The organism is Venatorbacter sp. C2-1 (genome assembly GCF_022832715.1).
Taxonomy (GTDB): domain Bacteria; phylum Pseudomonadota; class Gammaproteobacteria; order Pseudomonadales; family Oceanobacteraceae; genus Venatoribacter; species Venatoribacter alkanivorans.
Map to the genome: position 1 here is coordinate 4,286,607 of NZ_CP094879.1, position 12,897 is coordinate 4,299,503.

The 12,897-nt window shown below is 59.7% G+C and carries 13 protein-coding genes; 4 read left to right on the forward strand and 9 right to left on the reverse strand.

The window, feature by feature from the left end:
• Positions 1-89: 89 nt before the first annotated feature.
• The 9 genes from MT343_RS19365 to MT343_RS19405 all read right to left on the reverse strand — a co-directional run bounded on the left by MT343_RS19365 (position 90) and on the right by MT343_RS19405 (position 10,855).
• Positions 90-869, reverse strand: coding sequence for an enoyl-CoA hydratase-related protein (locus MT343_RS19365; protein WP_145467383.1), 780 nt, complete (start codon positions 867-869; stop codon positions 90-92).
• Complete coding sequence (locus tag MT343_RS19370; protein ID WP_145467381.1) at positions 862-2,916, reverse strand: acetoacetate--CoA ligase; 2,055 nt, start codon at positions 2,914-2,916, stop codon at positions 862-864. The genes MT343_RS19365 and MT343_RS19370 overlap by 8 nt, the downstream gene beginning before the upstream one ends.
• Positions 2,917-2,919: 3 nt before the next feature.
• Positions 2,920-3,870, reverse strand: a complete 951-nt coding sequence (locus MT343_RS19375) for a hydroxymethylglutaryl-CoA lyase (protein ID WP_304650318.1) — start codon at positions 3,868-3,870, stop codon at positions 2,920-2,922.
• Positions 3,867-5,927 carry an acetyl-CoA carboxylase biotin carboxylase subunit gene (locus MT343_RS19380; RefSeq protein WP_145467379.1) on the reverse strand — a complete coding sequence of 687 codons (2,061 nt, stop codon included), beginning with the start codon at positions 5,925-5,927 and terminating at the stop codon, positions 3,867-3,869. Before MT343_RS19380 ends, MT343_RS19375 begins: the two co-directional genes overlap by 4 nt.
• Entirely contained in the window at positions 5,920-6,705 is a 786-nt protein-coding gene (locus MT343_RS19385; protein WP_145467377.1) for an enoyl-CoA hydratase/isomerase family protein, read from the reverse strand. Before MT343_RS19385 ends, MT343_RS19380 begins: the two co-directional genes overlap by 8 nt.
• 9 nt (positions 6,706-6,714) lie before the next feature.
• Positions 6,715-8,319 carry a carboxyl transferase domain-containing protein gene (locus MT343_RS19390; protein WP_145467375.1) on the reverse strand — a complete coding sequence of 535 codons (1,605 nt, stop codon included), beginning with the start codon at positions 8,317-8,319 and terminating at the stop codon, positions 6,715-6,717.
• Positions 8,319-9,476, reverse strand: a complete 1,158-nt coding sequence (locus tag MT343_RS19395) for an isovaleryl-CoA dehydrogenase (RefSeq protein ID WP_145467373.1) — start codon at positions 9,474-9,476, stop codon at positions 8,319-8,321. Before MT343_RS19395 ends, MT343_RS19390 begins: the two co-directional genes overlap by 1 nt.
• A gap of 63 nt (positions 9,477-9,539) precedes the next feature.
• A complete protein-coding gene (locus MT343_RS19400) occupies positions 9,540-9,932 on the reverse strand; it encodes a MerR family transcriptional regulator (protein WP_145467371.1) in 393 nt (130 codons plus the stop codon).
• A gap of 143 nt (positions 9,933-10,075) precedes the next feature.
• Positions 10,076-10,855, reverse strand: coding sequence for a substrate-binding periplasmic protein (locus tag MT343_RS19405; RefSeq protein WP_186435817.1), 780 nt, complete (start codon positions 10,853-10,855; stop codon positions 10,076-10,078).
• Between the two features lie 185 nt (positions 10,856-11,040).
• Between MT343_RS19405 and MT343_RS19410 the strand changes: the two genes are divergently transcribed.
• Genes MT343_RS19410 through MT343_RS19425 form a run of 4 tightly spaced genes read left to right on the forward strand, consistent with a single transcriptional unit; the run spans position 11,041 to position 12,896 of the window.
• Entirely contained in the window at positions 11,041-11,634 is a 594-nt protein-coding gene (locus MT343_RS19410) for a cytochrome b/b6 domain-containing protein (protein ID WP_145467368.1), read from the forward strand.
• Positions 11,627-12,022 (forward strand): DUF1924 domain-containing protein, encoded by a 396-nt coding sequence (locus tag MT343_RS19415; RefSeq protein WP_145467366.1) that lies wholly within the window; start codon positions 11,627-11,629, stop codon positions 12,020-12,022. Before MT343_RS19410 ends, MT343_RS19415 begins: the two co-directional genes overlap by 8 nt.
• 12 nt (positions 12,023-12,034) lie before the next feature.
• Positions 12,035-12,643, forward strand: coding sequence for a diheme cytochrome c (locus MT343_RS19420; RefSeq protein ID WP_243989438.1), 609 nt, complete (start codon positions 12,035-12,037; stop codon positions 12,641-12,643).
• Positions 12,597-12,896 carry a PepSY domain-containing protein gene (locus MT343_RS19425; RefSeq protein ID WP_243989439.1) on the forward strand — a complete coding sequence of 100 codons (300 nt, stop codon included), beginning with the start codon at positions 12,597-12,599 and terminating at the stop codon, positions 12,894-12,896. Before MT343_RS19420 ends, MT343_RS19425 begins: the two co-directional genes overlap by 47 nt.
• Position 12,897: the final 1 nt, after the last annotated feature.

The following is a 12,897-nucleotide window of genomic DNA, read 5'->3' on the forward strand; positions in this document are numbered from 1 at the left end:
ATCTTCTGGCAGGTCCGGCTATTACCCAGAGAGCGCAGATATGACCCTGCGCAAACATTATTAATAACCGCCAAATATCAGACCATGAATTACAACTTAAACCCCGATGCATGATGCAGCTGTCCCTGAATCTGCGCGGCATCATCCAGCGCCTGTTCTAAGGTCTGGCTGCGGGCGACATTAAACAGGCGCTTGGTTTCCCGCAGGCAGCGGGCGTCGTTAGTGGCCATCTGCCGCGCCAGTCCAAGGGCACTGCCCAGCAGCTGGGCATGGGGTACCACACGACTGACCAGTCCCATGCGCAGTGCTTCGTCGGCCAAAAATGTGCGCCCGGTGAGCGCCATTTCCAGCGCATGCTGCATACCGATACGGCGCGGTAATAACCAGGCGCCGCCATCGCCGGGAATAATCCCCAGTTTGATAAAGCTTTCGGCAAAGGTCGCCTGCTCACTGGCGATTGCGATATCGCACATACACACCATATCGTTACCGGCACCCACCGCCGGGCCATTAACCGCGGCGATAATGGGAATTTCCAGCTGGGCAAACGCCAGCGGGATACGCTGAATAAAGGCTTTGTAATTGGCGGTCAGCTGTTGTGCATCGCCGGCAAACATACCACTGCGCTGCTGCATCGCCTTGATATTTCCGCCACCGCTGAACACTTTACCGGCACCGGTAAAGACGGCGACTTTAATATCCTGACGGTCATTAACCTGAGCCAGCGTCTGTTCGATAGCGTCGATCACTTCGCCATCGGAAATGGCGTTTTTAATATCCGGCCGGTTCAGCGTCAGCAGGGCGATGCTTTCGGCACCGCTGTCGTCTTTGCATAATTCCAGAGTCAGGTGTGCGCTGTGGTCAGTCATGTTGCAGTTCCTCCAGATCGCGGAAGTGTTGCAGCGCTTCCGGGTTTTTCAGGGCGTCGGTATTTTTAACAGGCAAACCCTGCACCACATTGCGCACCGCCAGCTCCACCAGCTTGCCACTAATGGTACGCGGCAGCTCCGCCACCTGAATAATCTTCGCCGGCACATGGCGCGGCGTGCAGTGACTGCGGATCTGGCTACGGATTTTATCGCGCAGCGCATCATCCAGGGTCAGGCCATTATTCAGCACCACAAACAGCACCACGCGCACATCACCGGCCCAGGGCTGACCAATGGCCAGACTTTCCAGCACCTCGTCCAGCTGCTCGACCTGACGGTAAATTTCGGCGGTGCCTATGCGCACACCACCGGGGTTGAGTACCGCGTCGGAGCGGCCGTGAATAACCAGCCCGGCGGTTTCACCGCTGTCTTTGCCATGATGCGCGACACGCTCGGCATAATCTCCGTGAGCCCAGACGCCATCAGGCTTTTGTGCGCTATAGCGGCTGAAATAAGCATCGTGATATTTCTGCCCGTCGGGGTCATTCCAGAAGCCAACCGGCATCGACGGAAAGGCTCTGGTACACACCAGTTCGCCTTTTTCTCCCGGAGCCAGCGCGCGGCCTTCGTCATCCCAGATTTCGACTGCCATACCTAAACCAGCGCACTGTAACTCACCGCGATAAATCGGCAGCAAGGGGTTACCCAGCGCAAAGCAGGAGATGATGTCGGTGCCGCCGGAGATGGAACACAGCGCGATATCGGCGCCGATATCGCGGTACACATAATCAAAGCTTTCGTGCGCCAGCGGCGAACCGGTGGAGAGCAGGGTGCGCACTTTATGCGGCTTTCCTTGCTGATGTTGTTGCAGATGCAACTGCGCCGGTTTTATGCCGGCTTTCTCCAGCGCCGACAGGTATTTGGCGCTGGTGCCGAAAATGGTGATGCCTTCTTCGGCGGCCATATTCCACAAGACATCGGGCACCGGGTGAAAAGGCGAGCCGTCGAACAGCACCAGCGTGGCACCGGTGGCCAGGCCGGAAACCAGCCAGTTCCACATCATCCAGCCGCAGGTCGTAAAGTAAAACAGCACGTCATCGGCGCGTACGTCGGTATGCAGACGCAGCTCTTTCTGATGCTGCAGCAGCGTCCCGCCAGCGCCATGGACGATGCACTTGGGTACACCGGTAGTGCCGGAGCTGTAGAGGATATACAACGGCTGATCGAACGGCAGCTGGGCGAATTCAATGTCATCCTCAGACCACTGCTGCTGCGACGAGGTGATAAAATCCTGCCAGCTCACTGAGCCCTGAGGTTTGCTCAGCGCCAGTCCCGGATAGGGCACCGAAATCAGCTGCTGCGGTGGTAATTGCAGCGCATCGCGGATAGCGGCCACGCGCTCACCACAGTCGATGGTTTTACCGGCGTATAAATAACCCTGAGTCGCGATCAGCAATTTGGGCTGAATCTGGCCAAAACGATCAAGCACGCCCTGCAGGCCAAAGTCCGGCGAACAGGAGGAGAACAGCGCGCCAATCGACGCTGCCGCCAGCATGGTAATCACGGTTTCCGGCACATTGGGCATAAAGGCCGCCACCCGGTCACCGGCTTCAACACCCGCTGCGCGCATGGCTTGTGCCAGCTGCGCCACCTGAGCATAGAGTTCGGCGTAGCTCAGGCTGCGGCGCTGGGCCGGATCTTCGTTGCGGAATACCAGTGCGGCTTTATTGCGGAACGCGGGGTTCTGCGCCGGTGCCAGCAGGTTTTCAGCGAAGTTCAGCCGCGCGCCCTCAAACCAGCGTGCGCCGGGCATCTTATCGCCATCGCTCAGCACCGCCGTCGCCTCATGGCTGGCGATGACATCGCAGTAATCCCAGATCGCCTGCCAGAAATCTTCGCGTTCGTGAGTACTCCATAAGTGCAGGTCATCGTAGTCGCTGAACCGGTGACCACTGGTGCGCTCCAGCCAGTTAATAAAGCCCTGCATCTGCGAGGCGGTACGGCGTCCTGCGCAGGGCGTCCAGAGCGGTTGTTGGCTATCAGTCACTGACTACTCCTTGTTGTTCTGACGGGCATCATTATTATTTTTCCCGGCTTTCGCCACCAGCGCGCGGCCGTTTTTACTGCCATTCGGGCGCTGCAGCTGGTCGCTGATCCACTGCCCGGTTTCTGCCAGCAACTGCGCGTCGATACCGGTGTGCAGACCGAGTCCATCGACCAGACGCAGCACATCTTCGCTGGCAACATTGCCCGATGCACCGGCGGCATAAGGGCAGCCACCCAGTCCGGCAACCGAGCTGTCGACGGTGCGGATGCCCAGCTCCAGCGCGGCGTAAATATTGGCCAGCGCCTGACCATAGGTATCGTGAAAATGCACCGCCAGCTGCGACACCGGCATATGCAGTGCCAGCGCGCGGATCAGATTCTGCGTCTGCGGCACACTGCCGGTGCCGATGGTGTCGCCCAGAGAGATTTCGTAGCAGCCCATATCCAGCAGCGCCTGCGCCACATCGACCACCGCCTGCACCGGCACCTCACCCTGATAGGGGCAGCCCATCACGGTGGAGACATAACCGCGCACCGGCAGACCGACGGTACGTGCATGTTCCAGCACCGGGCGGATACGTTCCAGACTCTGCGCCACGTTGCAGTTAATGTTCTTCCGGGTGAAGGCATCGGAGGCGGCGGTAAACACCGCTACCTCCGAGGCGTTGGCCGCCAGCGCCGCTTCCAGCCCCTGCAGATTGGGGGTGAGGGCGGCATAGCGCACGCCGGGCTGACGTTTAAGCTGCAGCAGTACGCGGTCGCTGTGCTGCATCTGCGGCACCCATTTGGGTGAGACAAAACTACCAGCCTCGATATGACGCAGGCCTGCGGCGGCCAGCCGTTCAATCAGCTCGCAGCGCAGCTCAACACTGAGCGCCTGCGCTTCATTCTGTAAACCATCGCGCGCGCCGACTTCGACAATGCGCACGCTGTCCGGATGTGCCCGCTGCATCATGCGTCGGCCTCCGCTGCTGCCTCTTCAGTTATCTCCAGCTGCAACAGCTCAGTGCCTTCGGCTACCTGATCACCGGCCTGATACAGCACCGCCTGCACCAGCGCGGCCTGCGGCGCGCGGATGCTATGCTCCATTTTCATTGCTTCCATAATCATCAGCACCTGACCGGCTTCAACCTGTTCGCCCGGCTGCACTTTAACCTCCAGCACCTGACCGGCCATGGGTGCGGTCAGACCGCCATGATCATCCTGTGCCTGCTCGCCCAGCCAGCGGTTACGCACAAAACGCTGACTGCCCTGCGGCAGAAACAGCAGCAGTTCATGCTCGCTCAGTGCCAGCGGCAGCGATTGCTGCTGACCATTTACCCGCGCATCCAGCTGCAGCAGGCGGATATCACCGGCCTGCCCTTTAAGTTCCAGGCGCCCCTGAAGCTGCACACTGTGATCGGCCAGCTGCAGGTTCCAGCTCTGATTTCTGTCCAGACCGTTCGCCTGATCATTCGCCCGCGCCCGTGCCCGCAGCACATCACCGACGGCACTTTCCAGCCGCAGCACGCGCAGCGCAGGCAGTGCCGACTGAAAACCGTCGGCGTGCCACGGGTCATGCGCTTGCGGCTGAGATTGAGAGGCAAGCGTCGGTAACAGCAGCTCGGTTAACGCCGCCAGTTCCCAGAGGGTCGGCAAAGGCTGCGTCAGTTCGTGCTGGTTACGCTCAATAAAGTCGGTGCTCAGTTCGGCATTGGCAAAGGCGTCCAGACTGAGCAGGCGCAGCAGAAAATCGCGGTTGGTTTTTACCCCGTCGACCTGCAGTGCGGCCAGCGCCGTGCGCAAGTTATGCAGCGCTTCGGTACGATCACGACCGTGGGCAATCAGCTTGGCCAGCATCGGGTCGTAGTAAGGGCTGACTTCATCACCCTGCTGCACACCGCTGTCGAGACGAACAGAAGCACTCAGCTCTGGCGCCTGCCACAGTTTCAGGCGGCCAATAGCGGGCAGGAAATGGTTGTCCGGATCTTCGGCGTACAGCCGCACCTCGATGGCATGGCCATTAATCGGCAGGTTCTGCTGGCTGACTTCCTGCGGCAGGCCTTTACCCGCCGCCACACGTAACTGCCAGTACACCAGATCGACGCCGGTAATCATCTCGGTGACCGGGTGCTCGACCTGCAGGCGGGTGTTCATCTCCATAAAGAAGAATTCATGGTTGGCATCCAGCAGAAACTCCACCGTGCCCGCACCGCGATACTGAATGCGTTGCGCCACCGCCAGCGCGGCTTCGCCCATACGCTGGCGCAGCGCGGCAGTCATACCCGGAGCCGGGGCTTCCTCGATCACTTTCTGATGGCGGCGCTGCACCGAGCAATCGCGCTCGAACAGGTAAACGCCATTGCCGAAGCTGTCCATAAACACCTGTACTTCCACATGGCGCGGGCGGATCAGGTATTTCTCAATCAGCAGGCGATCATCACCAAAGGCCGAGCGTGCTTCGCGCCGGGCAGCAGCGATATCGTCGTGCAGCGTGGCTGCGGAGAGCACGATACGCATGCCTTTACCGCCACCGCCGGCACTGGCTTTCAGCAGCAGCGGATAACCGATGCGCTCGGCCTCGGCGCTCAGGCGTTGGTCGCTCTGCTCATCGCCATGATAGCCGGGCACCAGCGGCACACCGCTGTCGGCCAACAGGGCTTTGGCGCTGGCCTTATCGCCCATGGCTTCAATCGCTGCCGCCGATGGGCCGATAAAGGCGATGCCGGCGTCTTCGCAGGCACGGGCAAAGGCGGCGTTTTCACTTAAAAAGCCGTAGCCCGGATGAATGGCTTCGGCGCCGGTGGCACGCGCGGCGTCCAGCACCTTGTGCATATCCAGATAGCTTTCGGCAGCAGTCACACCACCGAGAGCAATGGCTTCGTCGGCCTGCTGTACATGCAGCGCACTGGCGTCGGCATCGGAATAAATGGCAACGGTGCGGATGCCCAGCGCTTTCGCGGTACGCATCACGCGCACGGCAATTTCGCCACGATTGGCGATCAGAATCTTGTTAAACAGGTGCTCAGTCATGGGCTGCTTCCTGTGCATAAGTGGGGGCGCGTTTCTGCAGAAACGCACTTAATCCTTCCTGGCCTTCGGCGCTGACGCGCAGCCGGGCAATCAGTGCCGATGTTTGTTCTTTCAGCTGATCATTGACCGGGCTGCTCTGGCCGGCGATCAGGGTTTTGGTCGCCGCCAGCGCCTGCGGGCCGTTGGCCAGCAACGCCTGACACCAGCGCTGCACCTGCTCATCCAGCTGTTCCGCCGGCACCACTTCATGCACCAGCTGCAGTGCCTGCGCCGTTGGCGCGTCGATCAGTTCTGCGGTTAAAAAGTAACGCCGCGCCTGACGTGCACCCATCGCCGCCAGCACATAAGGGCTGATGGTGGCCGGGCTTAAACCGAGTTTCACTTCGCTCAGACAGAAGCGCGCGTTGTCCGCCGCCACCGCCATATCGCAACAGCAGATCAGCCCCAGCGCGCCGCCAAAGGCTGCGCCCTGCACACGGGCGATGGTCGGTTTGGGAAAGTCGTTCAGATCCTGCAGCAGACCGGCCAGCTGCAGGGCATCGGCATGATTCTCTGCCTCGGAGGCGTCTTTCTGGGCTTTCATCCAGTTGAGGTCAGCGCCGGTGCAGAAGTGTTTGCCCTGACCGGCGAGCACCAGCACCCGCACCGCAGGTTCGGTGGCCAGTACCGACAACTGCGCCCGCAGCTCGGCAATCAGCTCCGCATTAAAGGCATTACCCAGTTCAGGACGGTCGAGGCTCAGCGTGGCTACGCCCTGATGAATTGCGAGTTCCAGCATCTTTATCTCCTACATGCGGAACACGCCAAAGCGCGTCTCTTCAATGGGTTTATTCAGGCAGGCCGACAACGCCAGCCCCAGCACGCGCCGGCTGTCGGCCGGGTCGATAATGCCGTCGTCCCACAGCCGCGCCGAGCTGTAGTACGGGTGGCCCTGCTGCTCATACAACTCACGGATCGGCTGTTTAAAGGCGTTCTCGTCGGCGTCGCTCCAGGGCTCGCCTTTCTTCGCCAGCTGTTCGCGCTTCACCTGCGCCAGCACGCCGGCCGCCTGTTCGCCGCCCATCACCGAGATACGCGCGTTGGGCCACATAAAGAGGAAGTTCGGATCGTAGGCGCGGCCGCACATGCCGTAGTTACCGGCACCAAAGCTGCCGCCGATCACCAGCGTCAGCTTCGGCACTTTGGCACAGGCCACCGCCATCACCATCTTGGCGCCGTGGCGGGCGATGCCTTCGGCTTCGTATTTAGGGCCGACCATAAAGCCGGTGATGTTCTGCAGAAACAGCAGCGGAATTTTGCGTTGCGCACAGAGCTCGATGAAGTGCGTGCCTTTCTGTGCCGACTCGGAAAACAGGATGCCGTTATTGGCAACGATGCCGACCGGCATGCCATACAGTTTGGCAAAACCGCACACCAGCGTAGTGCCGAAGCGCGCTTTGAATTCATCAAACTCCGAGCCGTCCACCAGCCGCGCAATCACCTCGCGTACATCGTAGGGCTGGCGGGTATCGGTCGGAATCAGGCCGTACAGTTCGTGGCCCGGATAGGCCGGTTCTTTCACCTCTGCCGCCGTGTTTTGCGGCTTATGGCGGTTCAGATTGGCGACGGCGTTACGCGCCAGTTGCAGCGCATGCTCATCGTTCTCGGCCAGATGATCGGCCACGCCGGACTGGCCGGTATGCAACTCGCCACCGCCCAGTTCTTCGGCACCGATTTCTTCGCCGGTAGCCATCTTTACCAGCGGCGGGCCGGCAAGAAAAATGGTGGCCTGATTACGCACGATAATGGATTCATCGGCCATCGCCGGCACATAGGCGCCACCGGCGGTGCAGGAACCCATCACCACCGCAATCTGGGCAATACCGGCGGCCGACATATTGGCCTGATTAAAGAAAATACGGCCGAAGTGTTCGCGGTCGGGGAATACCTCATCCTGGCGTGGCAGGTTAGCACCGCCGGAATCCACCAGATAAACGCAGGGCAGGTTGCACTGCTGGGCGATGGTCTGTGCGCGCAGGTGTTTTTTCACCGTCAGCGGATAGTAGCTGCCGCCCTTAACCGTGGCATCGTTGCCCACCACCATGCATTCCTGACCATTGATACGGCCGATACCGGCAACCACACCGGCGGCGGGTACGTCTTCGCCATACACCTCATGGGCCGCCAGCTGGCCGATTTCGAGAAACGGGCTGCCGGCATCGAGCAGCAGCTGAATGCGCTCGCGCACCGGCAGTTTGCCGCGTGCGGTATGGCGCTGCATCGCCACCTCGCCACCGCCTTCGGCAATGCGGGCGACTTTGGCTTTCAGGTCGGCCACCAGCGCCTGCATCTGTGCGCGGTTGGCAGCAAACTGCGGGCTGCGGCTGTCGAGCCGGGACTGGATAAGCGGCATCAGCTCAGCTCCTGAAACAGTTCGCGACCAATCAGCATGCGGCGGATTTCTGAGGTGCCGGCGCCGATTTCATACAGCTTGGCGTCGCGCAGCAGACGGCCGGTGGGGAAGTCGTTGATATAGCCGTTGCCGCCCAGCAGCTGGATCGCATCCAGCGCCATCTGTGTGGCTTTTTCGGCACAGTAGAGAATCACGCCGGCGGCGTCTTTACGCGTGGTTTCGCCACGGTCGCAGGCGGCCGCCACGGCGTACAGATAGGCGCGGCTGGCGTTCATGCTGGTGTACATATCGGCCAGCTTGCCCTGCACCAGCTGGAACTCACCGATGCTCTGGCCAAACTGTTTGCGGTCAACGATATAGGGCTGCACCACATCCATACAGGCCAGCATGATGCCGGTCGGGCCGCCGGACAGCACCACGCGCTCGTAGTCGAGGCCGCTCATCAGCACTTTCACGCCCATGTTCTCGCCGCCGAGAATGTTCTCCGCCGGTACTTCGACGTTATCGAACACCAGCTCACAGGTGTTGGAGCCGCGCATGCCGAGCTTGTCGAGTTTCGGGCTGCGTGAGAAACCGGCCCAGTCGCGTTCAACGATAAAAGCGGTCATGCCGTGCGGGCCTTTGCTCAGATCGGTTTTGGCGTAGATCACATAAACGTTGGCATCCGGGCCGTTGGTGATCCACATCTTGGTGCCGTTGAGCACATAGTGATCGCCTTTTTTATCGGCGCGCAGCTTCATCGACACCACGTCGGAACCGGCGTTGGGCTCACTCATCGCCAGTGCGCCGATATGCTCGCCGGAGATCAGCTTCGGCAGGTATTTCGCCTTCTGCTCCGCCGTGCCGTTGCGGTAAATCTGGTTTACACAGAGGTTGGAGTGGGCGCCGTAAGACAGCCCGACCGAAGCCGAGGCGCGGCTGATTTCTTCCATGGCGATCACATGCGCCAGATAGCCCATATCGGCACCGCCGTATTCTTCACTGACGGTAATGCCGAGCAATCCCTGCTCACCGAACTTGCGCCACATGGGCATGGGGAACTGGTTGTCGCGGTCAACGTCTGCGGCCAGCGGCGCCAGCTCGCGCTGGGCAAAACCGCGCACCTGATCGCGCAGCATATCGAGCGTTTCGCCCAGGCCAAAATTGAATCCGGTCATCGTATGGCTCCTTCCTGTTGTATTTTTATTCTTGGTAGCAGGGCCGGAAATAACGGGCAGTGGCTAAGCGCCTGTCAGTGCCGCCAGTGCCTCGCTGGCTTTCAGCTCGGCGTCGTCCAGGTCCTGCATCATGCGTTCGATATCGTGCAGTTGCTGGCGCAGGTGAGTGCGCCGCTGTTCTATCACCGCCAGCAGTTTTTCCAGCTGCGGCCGGTTGGCCTCCGGCTCCAGTCCGGGGCGGTACATATCAATCAGCTCGCGACTTTCCGCCAGCGATAAGCCCAGGCGCTTACCGCGCAGAATCAGCTTAAGCGTGACCCGGTCCTGCGGCGTATAGATACGGGTCTGACCTTCGCGCTGCGGATTGAGCATGCCCTCCGCCTCATAAAAGCGGATGGTGCGGGTGGTGATATCAAACTCGTCGGCGAGGTCACGGATGCTGTAAGTACGGCTCATGCGGGTTGGGCTATCGGGCTGCTAAGTTACCTTTACGTTAACGTAAACCAACATCGCAAAACAAAGGGCAATTCGGGCCAGAAGAAGATGGACAATAAAAAGCCCGCATCGAGCGGGCGGCGTGCATTTGAACAACCGGCGTGTCAGTGCAGGTACTTATCCACAATAGCCTGATATTCCCCACTGGCCTTCAGTTCTGCCAGCGCCTGATCAAAGGCGGCAACAAACTCCGGAGAGGTGGAGGCTTTGCTGATAAGGAAATAGATGTCGTCGGAATAGACGGTCATATGGCTGATAAAGCGGCCGCCGAGACCTTCCTTCTTAAGCCCTGCCGCGGCGGAGAACGGGTCGGCCAGAAAGCCATCCAGCCGTTTTGCCGCCAGTTTTTTGTAGTTGGTAGCGTCATCACCGGCATCGGCCAGACGGGCTTTGAAACCCGCATCATTTTCCAGTGCCGCATAGTCTTCGCCGTAGTAATAACCGCGGGTAACGCCAAGCGTAAAGTTTTTGCCGATCAGATCCTTCAGCGAACTGATGCCGCCATAGCCTGACGCATCTTCTTTGCGCACCATCATCACCGCCGATTCCGTACGGTATGGCGTGCTGAAATAGCCAAATTCTTCGCGCTCAGCGGTACGTGAGGCACCGCCGGTAAGGTGCAGATTACCGGAAGAAATTTCCGCCAACAGACGCTTCCAGGGCCGGTTTACAAAGGTAAAAGGGCAGCCCATGCGGGTCAGGATGGCGGTCGCCATATCCAGATCCAGGCCGGTAAATTTTCCCTGCTCTTCGTAGGCGTAGGGCAGCCAGGGCTCCCAGCCCACCTTTACACCACCAGCCGGACAGGCTGGTGCGGAATGGGCCGGAAACGTCAGCAAAACGCTGATCAGTGAGGCCAGTATCATCGGAAATTTCAGTGTCATGGTGCCGTCCCTCTGCCTGTGCGGATATTGACCAGTGTAGGTAGTTTTTAACGCAGAGCCGTGCCAATTCAGGCCGCAGGCAGGTATGTCAGCTTTGCCGCATTCCGGCCCGCCGCTGAATAACTTTAAGGTTGGTTTAAGCATGGCCGCTCTACGCTGGGTGCAAATCCTGAGGAGAGGTCGTTATGACACACACAATCAAAGTCTGGGACCCGCTGGTGCGTATCTTCCACTGGTCGCTGGTGCTGTTTTTCTTTATCGCTTATCTGAGTGAAGACGAGTTTGAAACCCTGCATGTCTGGGCTGGTTACAGCGTGGCTGCGCTGGTTGCCTTTCGCCTGCTGTGGGGGCTGATCGGCACACGCCATGCGCGCTTCAGCGACTTTGTGCAATCGCCACGGGGAGTCTGGAATTATCTGGTCGCCATTCCGGCCGGTAAGGCGCGCCGCTATATCGGCCACAACCCGGCCGGTGGTGCCATGGTTATCGCCCTGCTGCTGGCGCTGACCGGCACTGTGGTATTCGGTATGGCAACGCTGGGGGCGGATGAAAACGCCGGGCCGTTAGCAGGCACCTGGCTGGCCTCTTTTAACGAACACACACTGAAAGAAATCCACGAATTCTTCGCCAACAGCACACTGGCGCTGGTCTTCCTGCACGTTGCCGGGGTGCTGTTCAGCAGCCTGCATCATCGCGAAAACCTGGTGCGCTCGATGATTCACGGTCGCAAAGAAGCACGTGCTGACGACACCGACGGCCGGGGAGATCAGCATGAATAACCTGACCCGCCGCGCACTGAGTGCGGCTCTTTTTACCTTAAGCCTGCTCGCCACCAGCCTCAGTTATGCCGGTGCCAGCGCCCAGCTGCAGGCCCTGCAGGCTGGCGGAGCCGGGCCATTCTCAGCCGCCGCCGGCGAGGCCCTGTGGCTGCAGGACAACAACGGGCGCAGTTGCGCCAGCTGCCACGGACGCGATCCGTCTCAGCCCGGCAAACATCAGAAAACCGGCAAGCCCATTGAGCCGATGACAGTGCACGCCAACCCGGAGCGCTTTACCGATGCCGCCAAAACAGAGAAGTGGTTCCTGCGCAACTGCCGCTGGACGCTGGGACGCGAATGCAGCGCTCAGGAAAAAGGCGATGTCATTACCTGGCTCAGCCAGCCATAAAGAAGGAGAAAGATGATGAGTAACCTGAACGCCCTGCGTACTTCTCTCAACGCCCTGCGTTTTGCCACCGGCACACTGCTGCTGGGCAGCGCCCTGACCCTTGGTATTTACGGCCTGAGCACTCTGAATAATCAATCCCTCGCGGATGACGACGATGATGAGCACAGTGAATACCGGCCGCGCCCTGAACAACCCGGTACCGGTATGGCCGCAACACAGCAATACAAACAAGAATGCGGTAGTTGCCATCTGCCTTATCCGGCCAAGCTGCTGCCGGCGCGCAGCTGGCAGACGATGATGGCCAGCCTTGATAATCACTTCGGTGACGATGCCTCGCTGAGTGCCGCCACTCAGGCAGAGATTCTGGCCTACCTGAGTGCTCACAGCGCCGGCAATCAGACGCGCTACCTGAAAGGCATCAGCGACAGCGATACTCCTCAGCGCATCACCGAACTGCCATACTTCAGACGTAAGCACCGGGAAGTACCGGAACGCATGGTCAGCGGCAATCCGCAGGTCGGTTCATTCAGTCAATGCGACAGCTGCCATAAAGATGCCGCACAGGGGAAATTCAATGAACATTCGGTGGTTATTCCTGGCTTTGGCCGTTGGGATGATTAATCCGGTCTTTGCCGGAAAACACCCCGACCAGACCCAGATCAGGGCCTGGGTAGAGCAGGGTGAGATACTGTCCCTTGAAGCCATTCTGCAACGGCATCCGCTCGGCGGTGAACTGCTGGATGCCGAAGTGGAATGGGAAGACGGTGTGCTGGTGTACGAACTCAAATGGCTGGATAGCAACGGTCATCGTCATGAAACCTATATCGACGCCCGCAGCGGTGTCTGGCTGGAGGATGAACGCGATGACGACTGAG

Bases quoted from the DNA above. Each gene is read 5' to 3' on its own strand.
- MT343_RS19380 (WP_145467379.1), bottom strand. From the start codon at position 5,927: ATGACTGAGCACCTGTTTAACAAGATTCTGATCGCCAATCGTGGCGAA.
- MT343_RS19365 (WP_145467383.1), bottom strand. From the start codon at position 869: ATGACTGACCACAGCGCACACCTGACTCTGGAATTATGCAAAGACGAC.
- MT343_RS19425 (WP_243989439.1), top strand. From the start codon at position 12,597: ATGAACATTCGGTGGTTATTCCTGGCTTTGGCCGTTGGGATGATTAAT.
- MT343_RS19415 (WP_145467366.1), top strand. From the start codon at position 11,627: ATGAATAACCTGACCCGCCGCGCACTGAGTGCGGCTCTTTTTACCTTA.
- MT343_RS19390 (WP_145467375.1), bottom strand. From the start codon at position 8,319: ATGCCGCTTATCCAGTCCCGGCTCGACAGCCGCAGCCCGCAGTTTGCT.
- MT343_RS19400 (WP_145467371.1), bottom strand. From the start codon at position 9,932: ATGAGCCGTACTTACAGCATCCGTGACCTCGCCGACGAGTTTGATATC.
- MT343_RS19410 (WP_145467368.1), top strand. From the start codon at position 11,041: ATGACACACACAATCAAAGTCTGGGACCCGCTGGTGCGTATCTTCCAC.
- MT343_RS19395 (WP_145467373.1), bottom strand. From the start codon at position 9,476: ATGACCGGATTCAATTTTGGCCTGGGCGAAACGCTCGATATGCTGCGC.
- MT343_RS19405 (WP_186435817.1), bottom strand. From the start codon at position 10,855: ATGACACTGAAATTTCCGATGATACTGGCCTCACTGATCAGCGTTTTG.
- MT343_RS19375 (WP_304650318.1), bottom strand. From the start codon at position 3,870: ATGATGCAGCGGGCACATCCGGACAGCGTGCGCATTGTCGAAGTCGGC.
- MT343_RS19385 (WP_145467377.1), bottom strand. From the start codon at position 6,705: ATGCTGGAACTCGCAATTCATCAGGGCGTAGCCACGCTGAGCCTCGAC.
- MT343_RS19420 (WP_243989438.1), top strand. From the start codon at position 12,035: ATGATGAGTAACCTGAACGCCCTGCGTACTTCTCTCAACGCCCTGCGT.